Here is a 24,693-nt window from a genome sequence, read left to right on the forward strand (position 1 = left end):
CCTGCCCCCTATCCGTTAACGATCGTCCCGCCGTTGGGATGCAGCACCTGGCCCGACATATAGCTGCTGTCGTCGCAGGCGAGGAACAGAAAGCACGGTGCAACCTCATTGGGCTCGCCCGGGCGCTTCATCGGCGTGCTTTCGCCAAAGGTCGCTATCTTGTCGGCGGGCGCACCGCCACGCGGGTTGAGCGGGGTCCAGATCGGTCCCGGTGCGACCGCATTGACGCGAATCCCCTTTGCGACCAGATTTTCGCTGAGCGAGCGCGTGAAGGCGGTAATCGCTCCTTTGGTGGCGCTGTAATCGAGCAGGCCGCCCGATCCCCGGTACATGGTAACGCTGGTGCAATTGACGATCGCCGCCCCCTTCCCGAGGTACGGCAGCGCGGCTTGCACGAGATAGAACATACCGAAGATGTTCGTCGCAAAGGTGCGCTCAAGCTGTTCGGGGCTGATGTCCCGAATGTCCTCGGCGGGATGCTGCTCGCCGGCATTGTTGACGAGGATGTCGAGGCGGCCGAGCTTCGCCACTGCCTTCTCCACGATCCTGGAGCCCGCACCCGGCTTGCCGACGTCGGCCTTGATACTGACCGCGCGGCGCCCCTCGCCCTCGACGATCGCTACGGTGTCGTCGGCGTCGCTCCTGTTGCTGTGATAAACGATGGCGAGATCGGCGCCCTCGCGCGCGAAGAGCGCGCAGACCGCACGCCCGATACCGCTGTCGCCGCCGGTGACGATCGCGACCTTGCCCGCAAGCCGTCCCGATCCCGGATAACGCGGCTGCCATCGGGGCGCGCGATCAAGATCGGCCTCGCGATCCGCCGGGGGCCTGACGATCGTCTTGCCGGTGCCGATCTCCTTCTTCAACTTCGCCGCCGCGCGCTTCTTGCCCTTCTTGTCCGCTGCGGTTTCGCCGACCTTGCCGGCCCGGGGGGATTTGGCCATCGTGTCGTTCCTACCTACCCGCCCGAAGGTCGGCGGCGAATTCGGGCTTGGCGGCGCGTAAAAGCGCGGCGGTCACGGGTAGATTGATGCGATAGTCGCCCTCCGCATAGGCGCCGATCTCGTAGGGCGCGATGGCGATCGTCATCCGGTCGAGGCGCCGCCCGTCGGACGATCCGAGCCAGATCGTCTGCGCCGAAGCCGGCGGGCATTTCGCGAAGACCGAGTCGGCCTCATCGGGCGGCTGGATACCCTTCGCAGCCTTCGCGCGCTTGATCGCGGCGCAGAAGTCATCGCGGATCGCCGCATCGAATGCCTCTCCGCTGACGAACAGGTCGAGCGGCTTGATCCGCGCCGCGTGATTGCGATCCCAGAGCAGCGTGTCGAAATTCGTCATGCCATGCGCGCCGCCCGTATAGGTCGAAATCTCGCTCGACAGGCTGAGAAAACGCGGTGTGTCGGTGACACGCTGCCACGCCTGGAGGTGACTGTGCGGGCGGTACGGAAACCCTTCCTTCTTCGCCAGCGCCTGATCACGCCGCGATTCCGCCGCGAGCGCATCGCGCTTGGCCGCACGATCAGCGTCGAGCCATTCCGCCAGCCCGGGAAGCGCGGCCGCCTCTTTCGGATAGCTGTAGGCGAACTCGAACAGTTCGCCCTCCTCCCTGACATTCGATGCGACGGCGTTCGCCGCTTTCAAATTTTCAGCCGCACTCGGCGGAGCACCGGGCACGGCGGCAGCGGCCGCCTTTTCAGCAGGCGTCGGTTCGGGTTCACCCGAACAGGCGGCCAGGATCAGCACCAGCGGCGCAAGGGCCGCAGCGAAACGGGAGGGATGTGAAAGCTTCATGCGCGGATAACGCCGGGAATCGACAAAGTTTCCCTGCAGGCCTAGCAGTTTTGCATGACCGACTATTCCGACCTGATCCAGCCCGACAAGGGGCAGGATGCCCGTATGATCCACCTTGTCGACAAGGCGAGCTACGACAGCTGGCTGAAGGGACGAAGCGCGCGCGAACGCGCCGCACTCGCCGCGGCGGCCTACAAACCCGAAGCTTTTGCGCATGCGATCCTGCCCGGCGACGGCCCGGAGGACTGGTCGGTCGTCACCGCGGTGGCCGACAGCGACAATCTGTCGGCCTGGTGCCTCGCCAAGCTGGGACAGCTCTTGCCCGAGGGACGCTACCGCCTCGACGGCCGCCAGCCCGGCAAGGCGCTGTTCGGCTGGATGAGCGGCCAATATCGTTTCGACCGCTACCGTCCCAAGGCCGAAGCGCGCGGGACCCGCGTCCTGCTGACCGGCGACGTCGGCGCGATCGCCCCGATGGTCGCCGAAATGCGCGCAACGGCGCTGGTCCGCGACATGGTCAACACGCCCGCCGCCGACATGGGGCCCGCCGCGATCGAGAAGGAAGCCGAACGCATCGCCAAAGCGCATGGCGCCACGGTTGCCGTGACCAAGGGCGAAGCGCTCGAGCAGGGCTTTCCGATGATCCACGCCGTCGGGCGGGCGGCGGCGAAACATCATGCGCCGCGGCTGATCGAGATCGAGTGGGGCAAACCCGATCACCCGCGCGTCGCGCTCGTGGGCAAGGGCATCAGTTTCGACAGCGGTGGGCTCGACATCAAGCCGTCGGCGGGCATGCGCCTGATGAAGAAGGACATGGGCGGCGCGGCGCATGTGCTGGCGCTCGCCGAACTGGTGATGGCGAGCGGGCTGCCGGTGCGCCTCCATTGCCTTGTCGCGGCGGCCGAAAATGCGATCTCGGCCGATGCCTTTCGTCCGGGCGACGTGCTGACCAGCCGGCTCGGCCTGACGGTCGAGGTCGGCAATACCGATGCCGAGGGCCGGCTGGTGCTCGGCGACGCGCTCGCGAAGGCGAGCGAGGGCAAGCCCGAACTGATCGTCGATTTCGCGACGCTGACCGGGGCCGCCCGCGTCGCGCTCGGCCCCGACCTGCCGCCGCTCTTCGCCAATGACGACGCGCTGGCAGAAGCCATGCTGGCGGGCGGGATCGACCGCGACGACCCGCTGTGGCGCATGCCGCTGTGGGACGGCTATGCCGAATTGCTCGAAACCGACATCGCCGACCTCGGCAATGCTGGCTCCTCGCCCTTCGCCGGTACGATCACCGCCGCGCTGTTTCTCAAGCGCTTCGTCGGCGAAGGCATCGTCTGGGCGCATCTCGACACCTTCGCGTGGCGTCCGTCGGCAAAGCCCGGACGGCCCAAGGGCGGCGCCGCGCTCGGGCTGCGCGCCGCATGGGCGATGCTGCAGGCGCGCTACGACCGTCGGCGCAAGAGCGATCCGGCTTGATCAAGGTGGCACCGCTGGTCTAATGCGCCGCGATTGTCCGCCCGATGGCGGTCTCACGAAATATCGGACACAGAATTGACAGCAGAAGGTGGCGAATATCTGGCGGCGAGCCGCGTGCGCATGGGACGCCCCGGCGTCGTCGGTGCCGGGCGCGACCGCTTCGGGCTGACCGGCACGTCGCAGGCTTTTGATCCGCGCATCGTCGCCATTCGTCCCGACCTGGCCGACATTGCCGTCGCGGGACAGCATTTTGCCCCCCATTATGCCGCGCCGATGATGACGAGCTGCCTGTTGCCCTCGGCCGTCCTGCGCGGATCGCCGTCGCTCGACGCCGACCAGACCAGCGAACTCCTCTTCGGCGAGGGGTTTGCGCTGCTCGATCTGACCGGCGGCTGGGCGTGGGGCTATTGCCTCGCCGACCATTATGTCGGCTATCTCGCCGCCGACGCACTTGGCTCGCCGATCGCCCCGAGCCACCGGGTCGCGGCAGCCGAAGCGATCCTGCACAGCGCGCCCGATGCCGCGGCAGGCGGCACGGCGATCCTGCCCCGCGGCGCGCTGGTCATGGGCAGCGTCGAGGGCGAATGGCTCGCCACCGCGCACGGCTATCTGCCGCTTGCCGCGCTTGTCGACGCCGGCGCGAAGAGCGCAGACCCGGCCGGCATCGCCGAAGCCCTGACCGGCGCACCCTATCTGTGGGGCGGACGCACCGCCAATGGCATCGACTGTTCGGGCCTCGTCCAGCTGGCATGGGCGGCGGCGGGCGTACAATTGCCGCGCGACAGCGATCTTCAGTTCGCCGCGCTCGGCCCCGACAAGGACGTGCTCCCCGGCGAGCTCGCGCGCGGCGACCTTGTCTTCTTTCCCGGGCACGTCGGTATCATGACCGACGATCGCAACATCATCCATGCGAGCCGACGATGGATGGCCGTCCAGACCGAACCGCTCGCCGACGTGATCGCACGCTCGGCGGCCAAGGATCATGACCCGCCGGTGCGCGGATACAAAAGACTGCGATAATTTATGACACAGACGGTTTTCATCGACGGCGCGGCGGGAACGACGGGCCTCGAAATCGCCGAGCGGCTGGCCGGGCGCAGCGAATTCAGCCTGGTCACGCTGGACGAGGCACGGCGCAAGGATGCCGCCGCGCGCCGCGAGGCGCTGAACGACGCCGATTTTGTCATCCTCTGCCTGCCCGACGCGGCGGCGATCGAGGCGGTGTCGATGATCGCCAACACCCGCACCAAGGTGATCGACGCCTCGACCGCGCATCGGGTTGCGGCGGGCTGGACCTACGGCTTTCCCGAACTGAACGCCAGACAGCACGCCGCTGTCGCCGCGGCGGCGCGGGTGAGCAATCCCGGCTGCTATCCGACCGGCTTCCTTGCGCTCATCGCGCCGCTGGTGGCGGCGAAGATTGTCGCGAAGGACGCGCGGCTGAGCGTCAACGCGGTGTCGGGCTATTCGGGCGGCGGCAAAGAATTGATCGCGCGCTTCGAGACCGAAACCGACATCGGCTTTCGCAGCTATGGCCTGTCGCTCGGCCACAAGCATGTGCCCGAAATGCAGCAAGGCGCGGGCCTCTCCCATCCGCCGCTCTTTACCCCGGCGGTGGTGCCGGTCTATCGCGGCATGCTGGTCGAAGTGCCCCTGGCGTTCGACGCGCCGGCCGCCGATGCGGCCTATGAAGCCCTCGCGGCGCATTATGCAGGGTCGCAGCTGGTGAGCGTGCGGCGTGCGGGCGACGAGAGCGAATTGCTGCTCCGCAAGGGCGATACCGCGACCGACGCGATGGAACTGATGCTTTACGCCAGCGTCGACGGCACCCAGCTCCGGCTGGTCGCGCGGCTCGACAATCTGGGCAAGGGCGCCAGCGGCGCCTGCGTCCAGAACCTCAACATCATGGCGGGCCTGCCCGAGACTGCAGGCCTCCGGCTCTGAGCCTCAGTGCACCGTATCGAGTGCGGTTTCGATCGCCAGATAGGTGATGAGCCGTTCGATCTGGCGCCAGCGCGCGAAGTGGATGTGATTGCCGAGCGCGCGGAACTGCTCGGCGCGCGCGGCGGCCGCGAAACCCGCCTCGTCGCCATGCTCGCGGATCAGCCGGTCGGCATCGTCGACCGTCCCCCGGTCCGCGAGAAATGGCGCTGGCAATTGAAAACTGTCCCCGGTCATGGCGATCATCCTAGCGTGACCGCCTGACCGCGCCGTTCCCAATAGTACTGAACAGCCCGGTAAGGTTAATTGCTGCGCCCCGCTCGTTAACCGCGAATGCGCCCCCTTTCGTCCCTTTGACGCCGCGGCCGGTGCGTGTAGACAGGATCCATGCGCAAGATCCTGAAATATGTCGCCCTCGCCCTGCTGCTGCTCCTGATCGTCGGCGGCATCACGCTCTACGTCATGTCGCGCCCCGATGTGGCGCGCTTCTCGACCGCCGAGACGAGCGGCCGCGTCCCGATCATGGGGGCACAGGATGTGCAGACGATCCCCACGACCAACGTCCCCGAAGCAACCAAATGGCCGGCGGGCGAGGCTCCCCGCGCCGCGCCGGGGCTGAACGTACAGCGGTTCGCCGAAGGGCTCGACCACCCGCGCACCATTTTTGTGCTGCCGAACGGCGACGTGCTGGCCGCCGAGGCCCAGAGCCCGCCGCGCGACACATCGGGGATCGAAGGCGCTGTAATGGGCCGCCTGATGAGCAAGGCCGGCGCCGGCGGCGCATCGGCGAACCGCATCACCCTGCTCCGCGATACCGACGGCGACGGCAAGGCCGAGGTGAAGACGCCCTATATCGAGGGTCTCAATTCGCCCTACGGCATGGCGCTGGTCGGCAACACGCTCTACGTCGCCAACACCGACGCCCTGCTCGCCTTTCCCTATGTCGCCGGCGAGACGAAGATGAGCGGCAAGCCCGTGAAGGTCGTCGACCTGCCCGCAAAGGGCACCAACCGCCACTGGACCAAGAGCCTCGCCGCGGCACCAAACGGCTGGCTCTACATCGGCGTCGGCGCCGATTCGAACATCGGCGAGAAAGGCATGAACGCCGAATTCCGCCGCGCCAGCGTGCTCGAGGTCCGGCCCGAAAACAAATATATGCGCACCTTCGCAGCGGGCATCCGCAACCCCGTCGGCCTCGCCTTCTATCCCGGCAGCGACCAGTTGTGGACCGTGGTCAACGAGCGCGACATGCTCGGCTCCGATCTCGTTCCCGACTATATGGCGTCGGTCGACGAGGGCGATTTCTATGGCTGGCCCTGGTATTATTGGGGCGGTTTCATCGATCCCCGCGTGCCGCCCGAGGCCGAGGATCGCCGCCAATATGTCAAGCGTCCCGAATATGGGCTCGGCGCGCACACCGCGCCGCTCGGCATGACGTTCACCCAGGGGCTCGACCTCGGCGAGCGCTTCGCCAACGGTGCGCTCGTCGCGCGCCACGGATCGTGGAACCGTGAACCGGTTGCGGGCTACGATGTCGTGTTCGTCAAATTCGGCGCCAACGGCAAACCGGCGGATGCGTTGCCGATCATCCTGCTCGACCAGTTCCTGGCAAAGGACGGCAAGACGACCCGCGGTCGTCCTGCGGACGTGAAAGTCGCGAAGGACGGCAGCGCACTGATCGCCGACGACACCGGCGGGGTGATCTGGCGGGTCGCGAAAGCCGGATAAGAAAAGGCCCCGCACTTTGCGGGGCCTTTTTCCTTTCGGACCGCTTCGTCGCGGCCGGGCCTAGACCCGCATCGGCATCAGCACATAGAGCGCCGGGCTCTTTTCGCTTTCGCGGATCAGCGTCGGGGCGTTGGCGTCGGCGAGGTGGAGTTCGACATTGTCGCCGTCGACCTGGCCGAGGATGTCGCTCAAATAGCGCGCGTTGAAGCCGATCTCCATCGCCTCGCTGTCATAACCCGCGGCAAGCTCTTCGGCCGCCGTGCCGTTTTCGGGGCTGGTGACGCTGAGCGTGATGCGATCCTTATCGAGCCCGACCTTGACCGCACGCGTCTTTTCGCTGGCGATCGTCGAGACGCGGTCGACGCCCTGGAACAGGCTCTTCGGATCGACCTTGAGCAGCTTGTCGTTCGCGGTCGGGATGACGCGGCTGTAATCGGGGAAGGTTCCGTCGATCAGCTTCGAGGTCAGCACGGCATTGCCGAGCTGGAAGCGGATCTTGGTCGCCGACAGGCTGATCTCGACATTGCCCTCGGCTTCGTCGAGCAGCTTGCGGATTTCGCCGACGCATTTGCGCGGCACGATCACGTCGGGCATCGACGCCGCGCCATCGGGACGCGTCACCGTGTAGCGCGCGAGGCGGTGACCGTCGGTCGCCGCGGCCTTGAGCACCGGCCCCGTCGCATCCTCGGCAACGTGGAAGAAGATGCCATTGAGGTAATAGCGCGTTTCCTCGGTCGAGATCGCAAAGCGCGTCTTGTCGATGATCTGGATCAGCTCGGCAACGGGCAGTTCGAAATTGGTCGGCAGGTCGCCCTCGGCGATCACCGGAAAATCGTCACGCGGCAAGGTCGGCAGGTTGAAGTTCGAGCGGCCGGCCTTGACCTGCATCTTGCCCTCTGCGGCGGCGAGGCTGACCTCGGCCCCTTCGGGCAGCTTGCGCGCGATTTCGAAAAGCGTGTGCGCCGACACGGTGGTCGTCCCCGGCGTCTCCACCTTTGCGGCGATCGTCTCGACGACCTGGAGGTCGAGGTCGGTCGCCATCAGCTTGAGCTGGCCGGTGGCATCGGCCTCGATCAGCACGTTCGACAGAATGGGAATGGTATTGCGCCGTTCGACCACCGACTGGACGTGGCCGAGGCTCTTCAGAAGCACTGCGCGTTCGATCGTCGCTTTCATTCTAATCCGTCACCCTGGCTTGCGGGAGAAGTCCCTGAAAGAGGCGGACGTCACGGGCGATTCGTCACCGCGATTCCCTGCCCCCGAAAATGTCCACCTTCCTTAACGTGCGCATCGCCGTGCGCAAGCGATGCTTGCAAAACGGGGCGGTTCGCGCAATCGATGCACCATGCGTCGCCTGTTCGCCCTGTCGCTGCTGCTCGCCGCCCTGCCCGCGGCGGCGCTGGCCGCGCCGCGCATGGCGCTCGGCATCTTCGACGGCTGGGGCGCGTTTCGCGATCCCGCAACGCCGCGCTGCTACGCGATCGCCACCCCGGCGGCGACGATCGGGTCGCCCGCCGTGCGCGCCTATGCCAGCGTCGGTTACTGGCCCAGGTCGAATGTCCGCGGCCAATTCTATGTCCGCCTGTCGAAACCGCGCGCTGCGCGCAGCGAATTGCGCCTGACGATCGGCAGCCGCCGCTTCATCCTCGCGGGCAACGGCGTCCACGGCTGGGCCAGCGATGCGCGCATGGACGCCGCGATCATCGCCGCGATGCGATCGGCCCCAAGCATGAGCATCGAGAGCAGCGCCACCAGCGGCGGCGCGATCGCCGACACCTATCGCCTGCGCGGCGCGGCAACGGCGATCGATGCCGCGGCGCTGGGATGCGCGAGGCTGGGCTGAGGCGGGTTGGAAAAGTGGCAGATTTCTGCGCAACTTTACTCGCAATGCACGTTTTTTGGTGACGTCGTCGTCGGTCTTTGGTCGATCGGCATGCGCCAGCCGGCATGGATTGCGGATCACGTCCGCGATAACGAGAAAAACGGACAGGCGGGCGGCAAGAAATCGCAGAAAACTGGGTAACTTTACTCGCGATTGCGGTGTCGCGCGGAACCGGGCGGCTGGATTGATAACAATGGGACGAGGCGGGCCGGGGTTCATTGACCAGCTTGGAGCATGGTGCGGCATTTTAGGAAAGCGATTTTCGGCGGTAGTCGCGTGACCGGTCTCGACCGGTTGCGGACGTCGGAAATCCTCCCTGTGGCGAAGCCATGGGGAGGGGGACCGCTCGCGCAGCGAGTGGTGGAGGGGCCGAAAGGTCGCGCGAGGCCTGACGGCGTCGGCCCCTCCGTCAGCGGCTGACGCCGCTGCCACCTCCCCATCGCTGCGCGACAGGGAGGAGCGACGGCGAGCGACCGGTAGTTGCCGATAGAGATGTGCACCCCGGCGAAAGCCGGGGCCCAAAGCGGAACTACGCAACGCTGACTTTCTAACGCCCTGGGCCCCGGCTTTCGCCGGGGTACAAACTGAGAGCAAACGTTCGCTTCCCACCCCTAAGCCGACATTGCTTCGCAAAGCGGATGGCAGCACCTACCCCCGCCCCAATTTCGTCAGCTCCGCAGCGAGGAAATCGAGCACCATCCGCACGCGCGGAACATGACGCAACCGTTCGTGCGTCAGCAGCCAAAGACCCGTCGTGTCCTCGATTCGCGGCGGAATGCAGCGGATGAGGTCGGGTTCGCGGTCGGCGAGGAAGGCGGGCAGGATGGTGAGCCCCATGCCCGAGCGCACCCCGGCGAGCAGTCCCGAGGCGCTGTCATATTGCATCACCACCGAACTCTCGAGCCCGTACTGGCGCAGCCATGCCTGATAGGGTTCCCACACCCCGCCGCCGCCACCGATGAACGGGTGCGCCGCAAGCTCGTCGCGGGTGTGCGGTATGCCGTGGCGGTCGGCATAGTCGCGGCTGCAATAGAGCGTCCATGGATTGTCGGCGATGCGCCGCCCGACGAGCCCCGCCCCGGCGGGCTGCTTGCTGCTGCGGATCGCGATGTCCGCGGTGCCCGCCGCCAGGTCGCGCGGTTCGTCCGACGTATCGAGATGGATGTGGATGTCGGGGTGCGCCGCGCGGAGGTCGCGCAGGATCGGCGGCAGGATGGTGACCGCGAAAATCTCCATGACCGTCAGGCCCACCGTGCAGCCCGCGTCGCGGGACCGCGCGCCCGCCGCTTCGCCGAAACGCTCGGCGGCGTCGCGCACGGCGGCGGCGTTTTCGAGCAGCGCCGTGCCCGCCGCGGTCAGCGCATAGCCCGCCTGACGGCGCTCGAACAACGCCAGCCCGGTCGCCGCCTCGAGCGCGGCGATACGCCGCGCGACGGTCGTCTGGCTGACGCGCAGCGCCTGTGCCGCCGAGAGGGTGCTCCCCGTCTCGGCTACCGCAAGGAAGGATTTGAGATCGTTCCAGTCGTACATGGCACCTTGTGCGTCATAATGCCCGCGACGGCATTCTGCAATTTTGCAGAATGGGTGCGCAAACTCGTTGCTCCCGCGGCCGCGGCGTCGGGATTATCTCGGTCTCCACCGGCTTCCTCCCCTCCTTTCCGGCCGGTCGATGGAGACATGAGATGAAAAAGCTTCTGATCCTCGCCGTGCTCGCCGCCGCCGCGGCCGGCCAGCCCGCCTTCGCCCGGACGTCACCCGCGAATCCGAGCGTCGTCGTCCCGCACAAGGACCTCGACCTCCGCACCGCAGCGGGCACCCGGACGCTCGACCGGCGAATCTGGCGCGCCGTCGTCGCGGTGTGCGGAACCGCCTCGGATTTCGACCTTGAAGGCAGGAACGAGGTACGCGAATGCCGCCGCGAGACACGGCACCTCGCGACCGCGAAGGCCGGCGCGGTCGTCGCCGGCGCGACGCGCGCGGACCCCATCCGGGTGACTTCGATCCAGAAATGACCGGCGCCGCAAGGTCGGCATCGCCATCACCTGCGGCACAATACCGGATGCCGACCGGCCCGCAGCCGTCCGAGAGAAGAATTGCGCGGAACGCCCCCGGACGGGACACTTAGTTACATAAGCTCTTGCCCACACCCCCCTCTTGGCGCATCATCGCAACCAATCGACGCGGACAGACGCCCCGAAGGCGCACCGCGTTGAAGGATCGGAGAGGGAGAATGTCGGAGATGACTGCACAGAGCCGCTGTGACGCGGTAGCCCGCGAGCGCCATCGCACGCTCGATTTCATCGGCCTGCGCGCCCATGCGACGACGGTCGGGCTGATTCAACTATGCGAGGAACTGCTCAACGCGGGCATCCTGACGCCCGATGGGCTCGAGCGAATCAAGGGCGCGATCCGCTCCGAACTGACAGTGTGCAACGCGCGGATTTCGAACCAGCCGACCTTCGACGACACGCTCAAGCGCCGGCTCGACGCGATCTTTCCGCAGGCGCCGGGGCTGCCGCACGAGGAACAGGTCGGGTCGATCGAAGATTTCGAGGAAGCCCTGGGCGAATCGCTGCCCCACTGAAGCCCTCCGCCCCGCTTTCACCGGAGGCGGGGCCATTATTGCCTAAAGCGCCCTTCCCCCCTATATGGCCGCGCATCATGCAGATCCCCGGCCATATCGATCCCGTGACCACGGGCACCGTTCCCCTGCGCGGGGGCAACCGTATCGACCTTGTCGGGCTGACCCGCGACGCCATCGGGGGCGTGCTGGTGGAGGCCGGGCTGGACGCCAAGGCGGCGAAGCTGCGCGCCAAGCAGATCTGGCACTGGATCTATCACCGCGGGGTCACCGATTTCGAGGCGATGACCGATATCGCCAAGACGATGCGCCCCTGGCTGACCGACCGTTTCATCATCGGCCGCCCGACCGTCCGCGAGGCGCAGGTGTCGAGCGACGGCACGCGCAAATGGCTGCTCGCCGCCGCCGACGGCCAGGAATATGAGATGGTATTCATCCCCGACGCCGATCGGGGAACCCTCTGTGTCTCAAGCCAGGTCGGCTGCACGCTCAATTGCCGTTTCTGCCACACGGGTACGATGCGCCTCGTGCGCAACCTCGGCGCGGGCGAGATTGTCGGGCAGGTGCTGCTCGCGCGCGACGCGCTCGGCGAATGGCCCAAGGGCACGATGGCGGGCTTTGGCGCCGATCCCGAGGATGAGGACGCCGACGACGATGCGGCGGGCCACTATACCGCCGACGGGCGCATGCTCACCAACATCGTGATGATGGGCATGGGGGAGCCGCTGTATAATTTCGACGAGGTCAAGGGCGCGCTCAGGATCGTGATGGACGGCGACGGGCTCGCGCTGTCGAAGCGCCGCATCACGCTGTCGACGAGCGGCGTGGTGCCGATGATGGCGCGCGCGGGCGACGAGATCGGGGTCAATCTTGCGGTGTCGCTCCACGCGGTGACCAAGGAAATCCGCGACGAGATCGTGCCGCTCAACCGCAAATACGGCATCGAGGAACTGCTTCAGGCGTGCGCCGATTATCCGGGCGCGAACAATGCGCGGCGCATCACCTTCGAATATGTGATGCTCAAGGACAAGAACGACAGCGACGACGACGCGCGCGAGCTCGTCCGGCTGATCAAGCAGTACAAGCTGCCCGCGAAGGTCAATCTGATCCCCTTCAACCCCTGGCCCGGCGCGCCCTATGAATGCTCCTCGCCCGAGCGGGTGCGCGCGTTCAGCAGCCTGATCTTCAAGGCGGGCATTTCGGCGCCGGTGCGCACCCCGCGCGGGCGCGACATCATGGCCGCCTGCGGCCAGCTCAAGAGCGCCGCGACCAAACCGAGCCGCGCCGAACTCGACCGCATCGCCGAGGAAAAGCAGGCCGCGCTGGGCTGACGCCCTTCGCGCCAAAACCGCCAGAAAATCTGGCGTTTCCAGTATGTTGCAAAGACCTTTCGGGGTCGCATCGCGCACCATATTCCTACCCCTCCCCCTGTGTTGCAAAAACAACACAGGTAAGAAAATTGTCATATTCTGAACGGTGCGTTCATTGACGCGACAGCTTCAAACGCCATTTAGGCGCTCGGGTCGCGACCAAAAAACGAAACGACCCCGTGAAAGAAAAGGACAAGATAATGAAGAAATTCGCAGTTGCAGCCGCTCTCCTGACGGCCATCGTTGCAACCCCCGCCATGGCTGCCGAAGGCGGCGAAGGTCGCGTCGAAGTGCGCGGCGGCCTGGTCACCGGTGGCGGTGACGAAGAAGGCGTGCTCGGCGTTGCCGCAGGCTATGATTTCGACCTCGGCGACACCGCCTTCATCGGCGCCGAAATCGCTGGCGACAAGGTCCTCGTCGGCGGCACCAAGGTGCAGTTCTCGACCGGCGCGCGCGCCGGTGCCAAGGTCGGCACCAGCGGCAAGCTGTACGCCACCGGCGGCTACACCTTCGGCCAGATCGACGATCCGTACATCGGTGCCGGCTACCAGCACAAGTTCGGCTCGAACGTGTACGGCAAGCTGGAATATCGCCACCAGTTCATCAACAACTTCAGCGACTACGACAGCTTCGTCGCGGGCGTTGGCTTCGCGTTCTGATCTTTCGGAACCCGAAACGAACATGGAAAGGGCGGCCCGCGAGGGTCGCCCTTTTTCATGCCCGCCCGCTATTTCAGCGCATCGAGCGCAGCGCCATGGTTGATATGATATGCGCCGCCGCCGAACACGAGCGCGGGCACCGAAACCACGCCCGCGGCCTCCGCTTCGGCGATCCGGTCCGGCGCCTCGCCCAGATGGACGCTCTCGACGCGATACCGGACGGGATCGATCGCATCGGCCACGGCCCGTTCCGCCGCGACGCACACCGCGCAGCCCGCATGATAGAAGATCGCTTTCTCGGTCATGTCGTCACTCCTCCTGTCGATCGCAACTAATAGCGACTCGATACCAATAACCTGCCCCCTTCACAGGGGTTGAGCAAATGGTTTTTAGTCGATACCATTGGGCCGATGACCGATCGCCTCTCCGACATGCTCACACGCGCCGCGCGCCTGATCGCGAGCGACGGCTATTCGACCGGGCTCAATCCGGCGCAATGGCAGGCGCTGCGCTATCTCGCCGTCGCCAACCGCTTCTCGCGCACACCGGGTGCACTTACGCTCTGGCTCGGGCAGACCAAGGGCACGGTGTCGCAGACGATCGCGGCGCTCGAACGCAAACGGCTGGTCGAGCGCGCGGCCGACCCCGACGACCGGCGTGTCGTGCGGCTTGCGCTCACCCCCGCCGGCCGCGCGACGCTCGACGCAGCGCCCGACGGCATTGCCGACGCGATGCTCGCCCGCATGACGGCGGCCGACCGCGCGGCCTTTGCGCCGCTGCTCGAGCGGATGCTGACGGCCCATCTCGCTGCCCGGGGCTATCGCGCGTTCGGCCTGTGCGCCGACTGCCGCCATTTCGACCGCGATTCCCCGCAGGGAAACCCCCATTTCTGCGCGCTTCTGGCCACCGCGCTCACCCCCGCCGACGCCGGGTCGATCTGTGCCGAACAGGAGGCCGCATGACTTTTCGGATCGACGCGGTGCTGACCGGCAAGGCGCGGCGCTTCGGCGCCAAGGGCGAAGCGAGCGCGATCGCCAAGACGCCCGTCGCCGGGGCGCTGCACGTCGGCTTCCTCGGCATCGCGGGCGACGAACAGGCCGACCTGATGGTGCACGGCGGCCCCGACAAGGCGATCCATCACTATCCGCGCGACCATTATGACTGGTGGCGCGGCACGCTGGGCGATCATGCGCTGCTCGCGGCGCCGGGCGCGTTCGGCGAAAATATCTCGACCGCCGGGCTGGTCGAGAGCGAAGCCTGCCTCGGCGACCGCTACCGGCTCGGCAGCGCACTCGTCGAGATCAGCCAGGGACGCCAGCCCTGCTGGAAGCTCGGCCACCGCTTCGGCGTGGCGAGCGTGCCCGCGACGGTGGTGAGCACGCGCCGCAGCGGCTGGTATTATCGGGTGATCGAAGAAGGCTCGGTCGCAGCCGGCGACGCGCTGGCGCTGGTCGAACGCCCGCTGCCCGACTGGAGCGTCGAACGCGTGTTCACGCTGCTGATCGGCGGCGGCGGGAAACGCGAGCCCGCCGCGCTGCGCACGCTGGCGACGACCGAGGCCCTTGCGAAGACGTGGCGCGTGCGCGCGGAAAAACTGCTCCCCGGCTGACCTTCGCCGTCATCGGACGGCGGCGAAGATCGCTCAGTCGGCGCCCGGCAATTGCTCCTCGACCAGCGGGGCGAGCGCTTCGGCGATGATCTTCACCCCCTGGGCATTGGGATGGATATTGTCGCCGAGCATCAAAGCCTTGTCGGTGACGACATTGTCGAGGATGAAGGGATAGAGGCTTGCGTCATATTTGGCCGCGAGTTCGGGAAAGATCGGGTTGAATTTCGCGGCATAGTCCGCGCCGAGATTCGGCGCCGCGACCATGCCGGTGAGCACGACGGGAATGCCCCGCTTGTGCAGTTCGGCGAGCATCGCATCGAGATTGGCGCGCGTCTGCGCCGCGTCGATCCCGCGCAGCATGTCGTTGCCGCCGAGCCCGAGCAGCACCACCGCAGGCTTTGTCCGGGCATTGTCGAGCACGAAGGCGAGGCGCTGGCGCCCCGCGGCGGTGGTATCGCCCGACACGCCGGCGTTCTGGACGCGCGCGACCGCCCCGTCGGCGGCAAGCGCCGCCTGAAGCTGCGGCGCCAGCCCTTCCTTCGGGCCGAGCTGATATCCGGCATAGAGGCTGTCGCCGAAGGCGATGACGAGCGGCGCGTCGGCGGGGATCGTGGCCGCTTTCGTCGAAGCAGCGCCATCGTTGGTCGAAGGCGCCGCCTTTTCCGCCGGTCCGCACGCGGCGAGCGGTTGGCAAAGCGCGAGCACACAACCATATATTGCAAACGAACGCCATCCGGCCTTGTTCATTCCAAAGGGTCCCTTCTTGACCGATGCCCAACGACCGTCGCCCGATGTGGCGATCGCCGCCCGCAATGTGACGCTGACGCTGGGCAGCGACAAGGCCCCCGTCGAAATATTGCGCGGTGTCGATCTGGAGGTCGCGGCGGGCACGTCGGTCGCGCTGCTCGGCCCGTCGGGGTCGGGTAAAAGCTCGCTGATGGCGGTGCTCGCGGGGCTCGAACGCGCGGGCGGCGGCAGCGTGCAGGTCGCCGGAATGGATTTCACCGCGCTCGACGAGGATGCGCTGGCGCGGGCGCGGCGCGGGCGGATCGGGATCGTGCTCCAGGCGTTCCACCTGCTCCCGACGATGACCGCGCTCGAAAATGTCGCGGTGCCCCTCGAACTTGCAGGCATTGCCGACCCGTTCGGGCGCGCGGCTCAGGAACTCGAAGCCGTCGGGCTCGGCCACCGGCTGACGCACTATCCCGCGCAATTGTCGGGCGGCGAACAGCAGCGCGTCGCCATCGCGCGTGCGATGGCGAGCGAGCCCGCGATCATCTTTGCCGACGAACCCACGGGCAATCTCGACACCGCGACCGGCCATGCGATCATCGAGCTGATCTTCGCGCGCCGCGCCGCGCTGGGCGCGACGTTGCTGATCATCACCCACGATCCCGAGCTCGCCGAACATTGCGACCGCGTCGTCGTGATGCACGACGGGCGGATCGAGGAACGGGCCACGTGATGATGGCGCACATATCCTCCCTGTGGCGCAGCCATGGGGAGATAGCAGCGGCGCAGCCGCTGACGGAGGGGCAATGGCGCTGGCGTCGCGGCCCCTCCACCATCCGCTTCGCGGACGCTCCCCCTCCCCATCGCTTCGCGACAGGGAGGATTTAGATGCTCCCCCTCGCCACCCTCTGGCGCATCGCGCGACGCGATCTGGCGGCACGCATCCGCGGGCTTCGCCTGCTTGCGGTATGCCTGTTCCTCGGCGTCGCGACGCTCGCGGCGATCGGCAGCCTGACGCGCGGGATCACCGCCGAACTCGAGACGCGCGGGCAGACGATCCTCGGCGGCGATATCGAATTCGGCATGCCCCAGCGGCAGGCGAACGAGGCCGAAATGGCGGCGTTCCGCAGCGCCGGGACGACCTCCGCAACGGTGCGGTTGCGCGCGATGGCCAACGCGCCCGGCGGCGACGCCTTGCTTGCCGAACTGAAGGCGGTCGACGCCGCCTATCCACTCTATGGCACGATGCGGCTCGAAAGCGGTGCGCGGCGCGGTCCGCCGCCCGCCGGCACGATCTGGGTCGGCAAGGACTTCGCCTCGCGGCTCGACCTGAGTGTCGACGAGGCGGTGAAGTTCGGCGAGAAGAATTTTCGTATCGACGGCATCATCGCCGACGAACCCGACCGGCTCGGCGAGGGCTTTGCGCTGGGTCCGGTCGCGATCATCGGCATCGCCGATCTCGACGCGACGCGGCTGATCCAGCCCGGCAGCCTTTATGAAAGCAAATATCGCGTCCGCCTCCCCGACGACGCCAACCCCGCAGCCGTCGGCAAGGCGCTCGAAAAGCAGTTCCCCGGCGCGGGCTGGGACATCACCGACCGCAGCAACGGCGCACCGGGAACCCGGCGCTTCATCGAACGCATGGGGCAATTCCTGTCGCTGGTCGGGCTTGCAGCGCTGGTGATCGCGGGCATCGGCGTCGGCAACGGCGTCGCCTCCTATCTTGCGGGCAAGCGCCCGGGGCTTGCAACGCTCAAGGTGCTCGGCGCCGACAGCAGCACGGTGATGCGCATCTATGGCCTGCAGATCCTGGCGGTCGCCGCGCTGGCGATCTTCGCCGGGCTGGCGGTCGGCGCGCTCGCCCCCGCAGCGATCACCGCGGTCGCGGGCGACGTGCTGCCCGTCAAGCCGGGGATCGCGCTCTATCCGCTGCCGCTCGCGATCAGCGCCGCCTATGGCCTGTTGATCGCCATCGCCTTTGCCCTACCCCCGCTCGCCGCGACGCGGCGCGTGCCCGCGGCGGGGCTGTACCGCGCCACCGTGTCAGGACTCGCGCGGCCCGAGATGCGAACGGTCCTTTCGGTGGGCGGCGCGCTGGCGGCGGTGGTCGCGATTGCGATTGGCACCGCGCGCGAACCACTGTTCGCGCTGGGTTTCGTCGGCGCGGCCGCGGCGCTGCTGCTGCTGCTCGTCGCGATGGGCTGGCTGGTGCGCACCATCGCAAGCCGCGTGCCGCGGCCCCGGCAACCGCTGCTCCGCCTCGCGGTCGCGAACCTGCACCGTCCCGGTGCGGCGACCGGGGCGCTGGTGGTGGCGCTCGGGCTCGGCCTGACCCTGTTCGTGACGCTCGCGGCGGTGCAGACGAGCATCACCGCCGAGATTGCGCGCACCGTGCCGCAGCGCGCGCCGAGCTTTTTCGTGCTCGACATTCCGCGCGACGGCGCCGCGGATTTTCGCGCGATGGTGACGAAGGCCGATCCCGGGGCCGAGATCAACCTGATCCCCGCGCTGCGCGGCGGCGTCACCGAATATGCCGGGAAGCGCGTCGACGAACTCGAACAATTGCCCGAGGGGGCGTGGGTGCTGCGCGGCGACCGCGGGCTGACCTACAGCCCGGCGCTCCCCAACGGCAGCGAACTCGTCGCCGGGCGCTGGTGGGCGGCAGACTATAAGGGACCGCCGCTGGTCAGCGTCGAGCAGGAGGTCGCGACCTCGATCGGGCTCAAGATCGGCGACACGCTGTCGGTCAACGTGCTGGGGGTCGAGGTCCAGGCGCGGGTCGCCTCCCTGCGCACCGTCGAATGGGACAATTTCGGGCTGAACTATGTGCTCGTCTTCTCGCCGGGCAGTTTCGATGCGGCGCCGCACAACATGGTCGCGACGGTCGCGGTCGGCCCCGGCGCCGAGACCGAGCTGGCGCGCAGCATCCCGCGCGCCTTTCCCTCCGCCTCGGTGATCGCGGTTCGGGATGTGATCGGACAGGTGACGACGTTGCTCACCCAGATGAGCCAGGCGATCGCCGCGGCGGCGAGCATTGCGATCCTTGCGGGGATCGCGGTGCTGATCGGCGCGATCGCGGCGAGCCGCGAGCGGCGCGTCTATGACAGCGTCATCCTGAAGCTGCTCGGCGCGACGCGCGGGCAGATTTTGGGTGCACAGGGGCTGGAATATGCGGTGCTCGCGGCGGTCGTCGCGGCGCTGGCGCTCGGGCTCGGGCTCGCTGCCGCCTGGTATGTCGTGACCCAGATCTTCGACTTCGCCTTCGCGCCCGATCCGTTCGCGGTCGGGATCACGCTGCTCGGCGGCGCGGGGCTTGCCTTCCTGATCGGGATCGCGGGAAGCTGGCCGCTGCTGTCGGCCAAGCCGGCGCAGGCGCTGCGCGACCTTTAGTTCAGCAGCCGCACCACCGCCGAAACCGCGGCGATGCCGAGCACGAGCGCGACCATCGCCTGCCACACATGCGGCGCAACGCGGCCGAAATGGCGCGCGCCGATGCGGTTGCCGAGCCACATCGGCGCGAAGAGAAGCAGCGAAATCAGGAACAGCTTCAGCGTCGCGATGCCGACCCACAGGGCGGCAAGCGTACCCGCGATCGCGGTGCCGAAGAAGATCAGCAGCATCGACGCGCGCGCCACCTTGGGATCGAGCGAGCGGCGGAGATAGAAGGGCACGACCGGCGGCCCCGGCATCGCCGCGAAGCCGGTGAGGATGCCCGATGCAAGCCCCGTCCCCGCCACCGCGGCGCGGCCCGGCCGGTGTCCGTCGGGATGCTTGGGAAGCAGCACGGCGACGAAGGCGGCGACCGCCGCGAGGGTGATCAGCAGCCGCGCGATGTCGGGACGCGTCGCATCGAGCGCGACCATGCCGACGGGCGTCGTCGCCATCGCGACCAGCGCGATCGGGATCGCAGTCGACCGGTCGGCGTCGGCGAGGATGATGCGGATGCCCACCGGCCCGATCAGCAGCTGGAGCAGGATGCCGAGCACCACCGCCTCGGCGGGCGCAATGATCAGCCCGAGCAGCGGCACGAGGATGATCGCCATGCCGAAACCCGTGAGTCCGCGCACATAGGCGGCGCCGAAGGTCATCGCCGCCGCACCGGCAAGGGTCAGCGGCGCAAGACCGACAAGTTGCTGGATGCCCGTCATCGGACGGAAGCGGACGAAAAGGACAAAGGCTACCCCCGATGGTCGAAGGCGCGCCCTAACGCAGGACGATGGGTGCGGCTAGCCCCGGCTTACGAAAGCGGCCAGAGCCGGTCGACCGGCCGTTCGAGCACCTGCGCCGCCGCGGCGTGGAGCCTCGCAGGCGCGAGGCGGCCCGCGCGGATTGCATCGTCCAGCCAGGTTTCGATCGAACCGCCGGTTTCGACCCATTTGTCCTGCCGCAACATGCCATAGAAGGCGCCGGCGAGGACGTGGATGCCGTCGTCGGAGCGGCGCCAGCGGTCGGCGGGATTGCGCGCGACGCCGAGTGCCTCGGCGATCAGCTGGTCGAGCGCCTGCGCGAGATCCTCGTTGAGCAGCCCGTCGAGCGTCGTATAGCCCCATTTGGGATCATGCTCGCTGACCACGCGCATGATCAGCGCGTCCTTTTCGAGCAGCGCCAGCGCCGCCCTGGCGGCCGGTCCATCCATCGGCACCGGCGGGTGCAGCATCTCGTGCGCGGCGTTGCGAACCGTGACCGGCACGCCCCAGTCGGTGGCCTGAAGGAAGGTCTGGCCCTGCACCTTGATCCCATGCGGCTTGCAGAATTGCAGCAGCACGACCTCGATCTGCGGGTCGAAACTGCGGCCGGTGAGCTTTTCGTGCCAGCGGATCACGTCATAGTCGGCGAGATCGCGCGTCAGGTCGGCGATACGCGCGTCGATGGCGCCGATGCGAGTCCGGCGAAAGGCCGCAAAATCCGCCGTCTGCATCGCTTCGAACACGGCTTTCAACCGCGGCGCGGCGCCCGTGAACCAGCGCCAGTCGGCTTCGGCCCAATAGGGGCTGGCACGATAGGCGGGCAGCAGCTGCGCCTCGGGGTCGGCGGCACCGGCGATCAGCGTCGCGAGATCGCTGTCGTTGCCGTTCGAAAAGAGGACCGACAGATTCGGCCCGAGCAGTCCGAATTTCGCCGTTTCTGCCTCCTTCCACAACGCGCCTATGTCGGCGCGGACGGCGCCGGGCAAGCGCGCGGCAAAGGCGTCGGCGTCGGCCTTGTAATAGTCGAGATACAGGGTGCCGCCCGCGAGCGGCCCGAGGAAGGCGAGCGCATCGAAGCCTTCGGACGCCCGGACTTTCCATCGTGTACGCATCGGAGGGCGCGCGTTTTGCGCGAGAGCGGGGACGGCGAAGCTGCCAAGAGCGGCGGCGAGGAAGAGGCGGCGATCCATGCCCCCTTTCTATCCCCGAACGCAGCTCCCGGCTTGAACGGACTTTGCCCGGCAGCGGATCGGAGGCGCCCCCGTGAGCGCGGCGACCGAGCGCGTCAGATGCGCCTGATCGGCGAAGCCCTGATCTGCCGCCAGTCCGGCCAGATTGCCGGTCCACCCGTCGAGGGCCGCGAGCGCGCGGCGCGTGCGTGACTCGAGCCGGAACCGTTTGGGGCTGACGCCATAGGCGCGCGCGAAACCGCGGCTGACCGACGCGGGATCGAGACCGGCCGTACGCGCCCAGTCGGCGAGCGCGACGTCGGGGTCGTTCCGGAGCGCCGCGGCGAGCAGGTCGGGCCAGTCGGAAAGTCGCGTTGCGCCGGGGCGCAGGCTGTCGCGCACATGTTCGGCGGCGGCATGCGGATCACGCTCGGCGAGCCGCGCGGCAGTGTCGGGATCGGCGATGTGACCCACCCCGGCGGCGAGACCGTCGATCGACGGCAGATTCAGCACCCGGGCACCGATTGCCCCGAAACTGTCCTGATGCGCGGTCCAGCGGCCGTGGACGATGACGGTGCCGGGGCGAGCCGCGATCCGCCCCTCGTCGCCCGCCTCCTGATAGCCGCCCGCGAGCACGAGCGCGATATAGGCATCGGCATGACGGTGCCGGGGCAGGCGCGCATGCGCGTCGTGCCGGCCGATACCGATGGCACTCATGCCGGCGGGCCCAAAGTCACCAGCCAGACATCGGGCGGCACGCCGTAGCGCAGCGGCAGGATGCTCGTTCCCAGTCCGGCGCCGACGAAGAGTTTCTGTCCGCGATCGGTCATCGCGCCGCACGCGAAACGGTCGCCATAGTCTGATGCATAGGTGAGCGCCCCGACCAGCGGCAGCGCGATCTGGCCGCAGTGGGTGTGCCCCGCGAACACCGCCGCAACGGGCGCAGGCAGGTCGGGCACGATGTCGGGGCTGTGCGTCGTCAGGATGCGCGGCCCGGGCCCGAGCGCATCCATCGCGGCGTAGGTCCGCGCAAGATTGTCGTGCCTCGTGACTTCGTCGTCGACCCCACCGATGACCAGTGGTCCGCGGCGCACCGCCTGATTGCGCAGCACGGTGACCCCCGCGGCCTGCATGCCGCGCGCGATCGGTTCGGGCTGGAACCAGTAGTCGTGATTGCCGAGCACCGCGATCACGCCATATTTCGCCTTCGCCGCGGCGAAGGGTGCGGTGACGTCCGCCGCCGAATAGTGCCGCGTCGCAACCAGCTTTTCACTATGGAAATCGCCCGCGAGCAGGATCAGGTCGGGCTGCAGCGCATTGAGCCGCTCGAGGATCGCGCGCAGCCGCGCGGGCGGCATGTCGGGACCGGCGACATGCGAGTCCGAGATGAGCAGCACGCGCATCGGCGGCGCATCGGCGGGCCAGCCCGCGACCGCGAGGCTGGCGGTGCGCACGACCGGTTCGGCGCGCGCGTTCCACAATCCCTTGCCGGCCAGCGCAAGCCCGGCGAGCAGCAGGCCGATCAGCCAGAGCCCGCGGCGGCGCTTCGCCGGCGCGCTCAATCCCTGAGGTCGGGCGGGGTCGCCTCGGCCTTGAGCATCGCGATCGCCTCCGCCAGCGGCATGATGCGCTGGCCGTCCTGTCCGAGGGTGCGGATCGCGACCGTGCCCTCTTCGGCCTCGCGCTTGCCGACGACGAGCAGATAGGGAACCTTGGCGAGACTGTGTTCGCGGACCTTGTAGTTGATCTTCTCGTTGCGAAGGTCGCTGTCGACGCGGATGCCCGCGGCGGCGAGCTGCGCCACCGCATCCTTCGCATAATCGTCGGCGTCCGAAACGATCGTCGCGACCACCGCCTGCACGGGCGCGAGCCAGGTCGGGAAGCGGCCCGCGAAATGCTCGATCAAAATGCCGATGAAGCGTTCGTAGGTGCCGAGGATCGCGCGGTGGAGCATCACCGGGCGATGGCGCTCGCCATCCTCGCCGATGTAGCTCGCGTCGAGGCGTTCGGGCAGTACGCGGTCGGACTGGATCGTCCCGCACTGCCACGTCCGGCCGATCGCGTCGGTCAGGTGGAATTCGAGCTTGGGCGCGTAGAAGGCGCCCTCGCCCGGCAGTTCTTCCCAGCCATAATCCTCGGTCGCCATGCCGGCGCGGACGACGGCTTCGCGCAGTTCCGCCTCGGCCTTGTCCCACATTTCCTCGGTCCCGAAACGCTTTTCGGGACGCAGCGCGAGCTTCACCGCATAGTTTTCGAAGCCGAGCTGTTTGTAGACGCGATCGAGCAGCGCACAGAAATCGCGCACTTCGTCGACGATCTGGTCCTCGCGGCAGAAGATGTGGCCGTCGTCCTGCGTGAACTGGCGCACGCGCATGATGCCGTGCAGCGCGCCGTGCGGCTCGTTGCGGTGGCAGCAGCCCATTTCGGCCATGCGCAGCGGCAGGTCGCGATACGACTTCATCCCCTGGCGGAAGATCAGGACATGCGCAGGGCAGTTCATCGGCTTCAATGCCATCCACTCGGCGGCATCGGAGACGATCGGCCCCTCGTCCTCGATGTTCGGCACCTCGTCGGGGATGACGAACATATTCTCGCGATATTTGCCCCAGTGGCCCGACTGTTCCCACTGGCGCGCGTCCATCACCTGCGGCGTCTTGACCTCCTGATAGGCGGCACCGTCGATCGCGCGCCGCATATAGGCCTCGAGCTCGCGGTAGATGCGATAGCCCTTGGGGTGCCAGAAGACGCTGCCGTGCGCCTCTTCCTGCAGGTGGAACAGGTCCATTTCGCGGCCGATCTTGCGGTGGTCGCGCTTCGCGGCCTCCTCGAGCCGGACGAGATGCTCGGCGAGCTGTTTCTTGTTGAGCCAGCCGGTGCCGTAGATGCGGCTGAGTTGCGCATTCTTCTGGTCGCCGCGCCAATAGGCGCCCGAGACGCGCGTCAGCTTGAACGCCGCGGGATCGAGCTTGCCCGTCGAGGCGAGGTGCGGGCCGCGGCACATGTCCATCCAGCCGTCACCCGAGCGGTAGACGGTCAGTTCCTCACCCTCGGGCAGTTCGTGCGCCCATTCGGCCTTGAAGCTCTCGCCCTCGGCCTGCCACTTGGCGATCAGCTTGTCGCGCTCCCACACTTCGCGCGTGAGCGGCAGGTCGGCGGCGATGATCCGGCGCATCTCCTCCTCAATCAGCGGCAGTTCGTCGTCGCGGAACGGGCCATGCTCGGCGGTCGGTGCGAAGTCGTAGTAGAAGCCGTCGTTCGTCGAAGGGCCGAAGGTGATCTGCGTGCCCGGAAACAGGTTCTGCACCGCTTCGGCGAGGACGTGCGCAAAGTCGTGGCGGAAGAGTTCGAGCGCGTCGGCCTCGTCGCGGCTGGTCACCAGGACAAGGTTCGTATCCTCCTCGAGCGGACGCATGATGTCGCGCAGTTCGCCGTCGATCTTTGCGGCGAGCGCGGCCTTGGCGAGGCTGGGCGCGATGTCGGCCGCAATCTGCGCCGGGGTAGTCCCGCGCGCGACTTCACGGGCAGAGCCATCGGGAAGGGTGACGCGGATCATCTGGGACATCGAGAAATCGGCCTT

Annotated in this window: 26 protein-coding genes; 14 read left to right on the plus strand and 12 right to left on the minus strand. The window is 67.6% G+C overall.

Translation table 11 applies throughout. The annotated features are described in order from the left end of the window. Window positions 1-8: 8 nt before the first annotated feature. Window positions 9-944 carry an SDR family oxidoreductase gene (locus tag EAO27_RS11770; protein ID WP_242769784.1) on the minus strand — a complete coding sequence of 312 codons (936 nt, stop codon included), beginning with the start codon at window positions 942-944 and terminating at the stop codon, window positions 9-11. Window positions 945-954: 10 nt separating this feature from the next. After that, window positions 955-1,791 (minus strand): DUF4163 domain-containing protein, encoded by an 837-nt coding sequence (locus tag EAO27_RS11775; RefSeq protein WP_242769787.1) that lies wholly within the window; start codon window positions 1,789-1,791, stop codon window positions 955-957. 54 nt (window positions 1,792-1,845) lie between these two features. Between EAO27_RS11775 and EAO27_RS11780 the strand changes: the two genes are divergently transcribed. From EAO27_RS11780 to argC, 3 genes are all read left to right on the plus strand, one after another. Next, complete coding sequence (locus tag EAO27_RS11780) at window positions 1,846-3,258, plus strand: leucyl aminopeptidase family protein (RefSeq protein ID WP_242769789.1); 1,413 nt, start codon at window positions 1,846-1,848, stop codon at window positions 3,256-3,258. A gap of 75 nt (window positions 3,259-3,333) precedes the next feature. Next, complete coding sequence (locus EAO27_RS11785; protein WP_242769791.1) at window positions 3,334-4,278, plus strand: C40 family peptidase; 945 nt, start codon at window positions 3,334-3,336, stop codon at window positions 4,276-4,278. A 3-nt stretch (window positions 4,279-4,281) separates the two neighbouring features. Next, window positions 4,282-5,202, plus strand: a complete 921-nt coding sequence (gene argC / locus EAO27_RS11790) for an N-acetyl-gamma-glutamyl-phosphate reductase (protein WP_242769793.1) — start codon at window positions 4,282-4,284, stop codon at window positions 5,200-5,202. 3 nt (window positions 5,203-5,205) lie between these two features. On the opposite strand, the gene EAO27_RS11795 is transcribed toward argC, so the two are convergent. Continuing rightward, window positions 5,206-5,436: a hypothetical protein gene (locus EAO27_RS11795; protein ID WP_242769795.1), complete on the minus strand. Its 231-nt coding sequence runs from the start codon at window positions 5,434-5,436 to the stop codon at window positions 5,206-5,208. Window positions 5,437-5,586: 150 nt separating this feature from the next. Between EAO27_RS11795 and EAO27_RS11800 the strand changes: the two genes are divergently transcribed. Then, window positions 5,587-6,927, plus strand: a complete 1,341-nt coding sequence (locus EAO27_RS11800; protein WP_242769797.1) for a sorbosone dehydrogenase family protein — start codon at window positions 5,587-5,589, stop codon at window positions 6,925-6,927. Window positions 6,928-6,987: 60 nt separating this feature from the next. Here the strand turns inward: EAO27_RS11800 and dnaN are convergent, their stop codons facing one another. Then, complete coding sequence (dnaN, locus tag EAO27_RS11805; protein ID WP_242769799.1) at window positions 6,988-8,103, minus strand: DNA polymerase III subunit beta; 1,116 nt, start codon at window positions 8,101-8,103, stop codon at window positions 6,988-6,990. A gap of 169 nt (window positions 8,104-8,272) precedes the next feature. Between dnaN and EAO27_RS11810 the strand changes: the two genes are divergently transcribed. Together EAO27_RS11810 and EAO27_RS11815 are read left to right on the plus strand one after the other, a co-directional pair. After that, the gene (locus tag EAO27_RS11810; protein WP_242769801.1) at window positions 8,273-8,770 is read left to right on the plus strand and encodes a hypothetical protein; all 498 of its coding nucleotides are present in this window, start codon (window positions 8,273-8,275) and stop codon (window positions 8,768-8,770) included. Between the two features lie 6 nt (window positions 8,771-8,776). Continuing rightward, complete coding sequence (locus EAO27_RS11815; RefSeq protein WP_242769804.1) at window positions 8,777-8,950, plus strand: hypothetical protein; 174 nt, start codon at window positions 8,777-8,779, stop codon at window positions 8,948-8,950. Between the two features lie 507 nt (window positions 8,951-9,457). Here EAO27_RS11815 and EAO27_RS11820 read toward each other — a convergent pair. Then, window positions 9,458-10,339, minus strand: coding sequence for a LysR family transcriptional regulator (locus tag EAO27_RS11820; protein ID WP_242769807.1), 882 nt, complete (start codon window positions 10,337-10,339; stop codon window positions 9,458-9,460). Between the two features lie 152 nt (window positions 10,340-10,491). On the opposite strand from EAO27_RS11820, the gene EAO27_RS11825 reads away from it, so the two are divergent. The 4 genes from EAO27_RS11825 (at window position 10,492) to EAO27_RS11840 (ending at window position 13,419) form a co-directional block, all read left to right on the plus strand. Beyond that, entirely contained in the window at window positions 10,492-10,821 is a 330-nt protein-coding gene (locus EAO27_RS11825) for a UrcA family protein (RefSeq protein ID WP_242769810.1), read from the plus strand. A gap of 227 nt (window positions 10,822-11,048) precedes the next feature. After that, window positions 11,049-11,393 (plus strand): hypothetical protein, encoded by a 345-nt coding sequence (locus EAO27_RS11830; RefSeq protein WP_242769813.1) that lies wholly within the window; start codon window positions 11,049-11,051, stop codon window positions 11,391-11,393. A gap of 77 nt (window positions 11,394-11,470) precedes the next feature. Then, window positions 11,471-12,721 carry a 23S rRNA (adenine(2503)-C(2))-methyltransferase RlmN gene (gene rlmN, locus EAO27_RS11835; protein WP_242769816.1) on the plus strand — a complete coding sequence of 417 codons (1,251 nt, stop codon included), beginning with the start codon at window positions 11,471-11,473 and terminating at the stop codon, window positions 12,719-12,721. Between the two features lie 239 nt (window positions 12,722-12,960). After that, window positions 12,961-13,419: a hypothetical protein gene (locus EAO27_RS11840; RefSeq protein ID WP_242769819.1), complete on the plus strand. Its 459-nt coding sequence runs from the start codon at window positions 12,961-12,963 to the stop codon at window positions 13,417-13,419. Window positions 13,420-13,487: 68 nt separating this feature from the next. On the opposite strand, the gene EAO27_RS11845 is transcribed toward EAO27_RS11840, so the two are convergent. Continuing rightward, complete coding sequence (locus EAO27_RS11845; RefSeq protein WP_242769822.1) at window positions 13,488-13,724, minus strand: thioredoxin family protein; 237 nt, start codon at window positions 13,722-13,724, stop codon at window positions 13,488-13,490. A gap of 105 nt (window positions 13,725-13,829) precedes the next feature. Between EAO27_RS11845 and EAO27_RS11850 the strand changes: the two genes are divergently transcribed. Both EAO27_RS11850 and EAO27_RS11855 read left to right on the plus strand, forming a co-directional pair. Then, a complete protein-coding gene (locus EAO27_RS11850; RefSeq protein ID WP_242769825.1) occupies window positions 13,830-14,381 on the plus strand; it encodes a MarR family transcriptional regulator in 552 nt (183 codons plus the stop codon). After that, entirely contained in the window at window positions 14,378-15,028 is a 651-nt protein-coding gene (locus tag EAO27_RS11855; protein ID WP_242769827.1) for an MOSC domain-containing protein, read from the plus strand. Before EAO27_RS11850 ends, EAO27_RS11855 begins: the two co-directional genes overlap by 4 nt. A gap of 33 nt (window positions 15,029-15,061) precedes the next feature. Here the strand turns inward: EAO27_RS11855 and EAO27_RS11860 are convergent, their stop codons facing one another. Beyond that, window positions 15,062-15,775: an arylesterase gene (locus tag EAO27_RS11860; RefSeq protein WP_242769829.1), complete on the minus strand. Its 714-nt coding sequence runs from the start codon at window positions 15,773-15,775 to the stop codon at window positions 15,062-15,064. A gap of 16 nt (window positions 15,776-15,791) precedes the next feature. Between EAO27_RS11860 and EAO27_RS11865 the strand changes: the two genes are divergently transcribed. Continuing rightward, a complete protein-coding gene (locus EAO27_RS11865) occupies window positions 15,792-16,493 on the plus strand; it encodes an ABC transporter ATP-binding protein (protein ID WP_242769831.1) in 702 nt (233 codons plus the stop codon). Between the two features lie 155 nt (window positions 16,494-16,648). Then, window positions 16,649-19,150: an FtsX-like permease family protein gene (locus EAO27_RS11870; RefSeq protein WP_242769833.1), complete on the plus strand. Its 2,502-nt coding sequence runs from the start codon at window positions 16,649-16,651 to the stop codon at window positions 19,148-19,150. On the opposite strand, the gene EAO27_RS11875 is transcribed toward EAO27_RS11870, so the two are convergent. The 5 genes from EAO27_RS11875 to thrS form a co-directional block, all read right to left on the minus strand. Further along, window positions 19,147-19,908 (minus strand): sulfite exporter TauE/SafE family protein, encoded by a 762-nt coding sequence (locus tag EAO27_RS11875; protein WP_242769835.1) that lies wholly within the window; start codon window positions 19,906-19,908, stop codon window positions 19,147-19,149. The genes EAO27_RS11870 and EAO27_RS11875 overlap by 4 nt on opposite strands. 89 nt (window positions 19,909-19,997) lie before the next feature. Continuing rightward, window positions 19,998-21,137, minus strand: a complete 1,140-nt coding sequence (locus tag EAO27_RS11880) for a hypothetical protein (RefSeq protein ID WP_242769838.1) — start codon at window positions 21,135-21,137, stop codon at window positions 19,998-20,000. Window positions 21,138-21,146: 9 nt separating this feature from the next. Continuing rightward, entirely contained in the window at window positions 21,147-21,833 is a 687-nt protein-coding gene (locus tag EAO27_RS11885; protein ID WP_242769841.1) for an AraC family transcriptional regulator, read from the minus strand. Continuing rightward, window positions 21,830-22,678 carry a metallophosphoesterase gene (locus EAO27_RS11890; RefSeq protein WP_242769844.1) on the minus strand — a complete coding sequence of 283 codons (849 nt, stop codon included), beginning with the start codon at window positions 22,676-22,678 and terminating at the stop codon, window positions 21,830-21,832. The genes EAO27_RS11885 and EAO27_RS11890 overlap by 4 nt, the downstream gene beginning before the upstream one ends. Next, on the minus strand, window positions 22,675-24,678 hold the full coding sequence (gene thrS / locus EAO27_RS11895) for a threonine--tRNA ligase (protein WP_242769846.1): 2,004 nt from the start codon (window positions 24,676-24,678) through the stop codon (window positions 22,675-22,677). The genes EAO27_RS11890 and thrS overlap by 4 nt, the downstream gene beginning before the upstream one ends. Between the last annotated feature and the right edge of the window lie 15 nt (window positions 24,679-24,693).

This window comes from Sphingopyxis sp. YF1, assembly GCF_022701295.1.
In the GTDB taxonomy this organism is placed as follows: domain Bacteria; phylum Pseudomonadota; class Alphaproteobacteria; order Sphingomonadales; family Sphingomonadaceae; genus Sphingopyxis.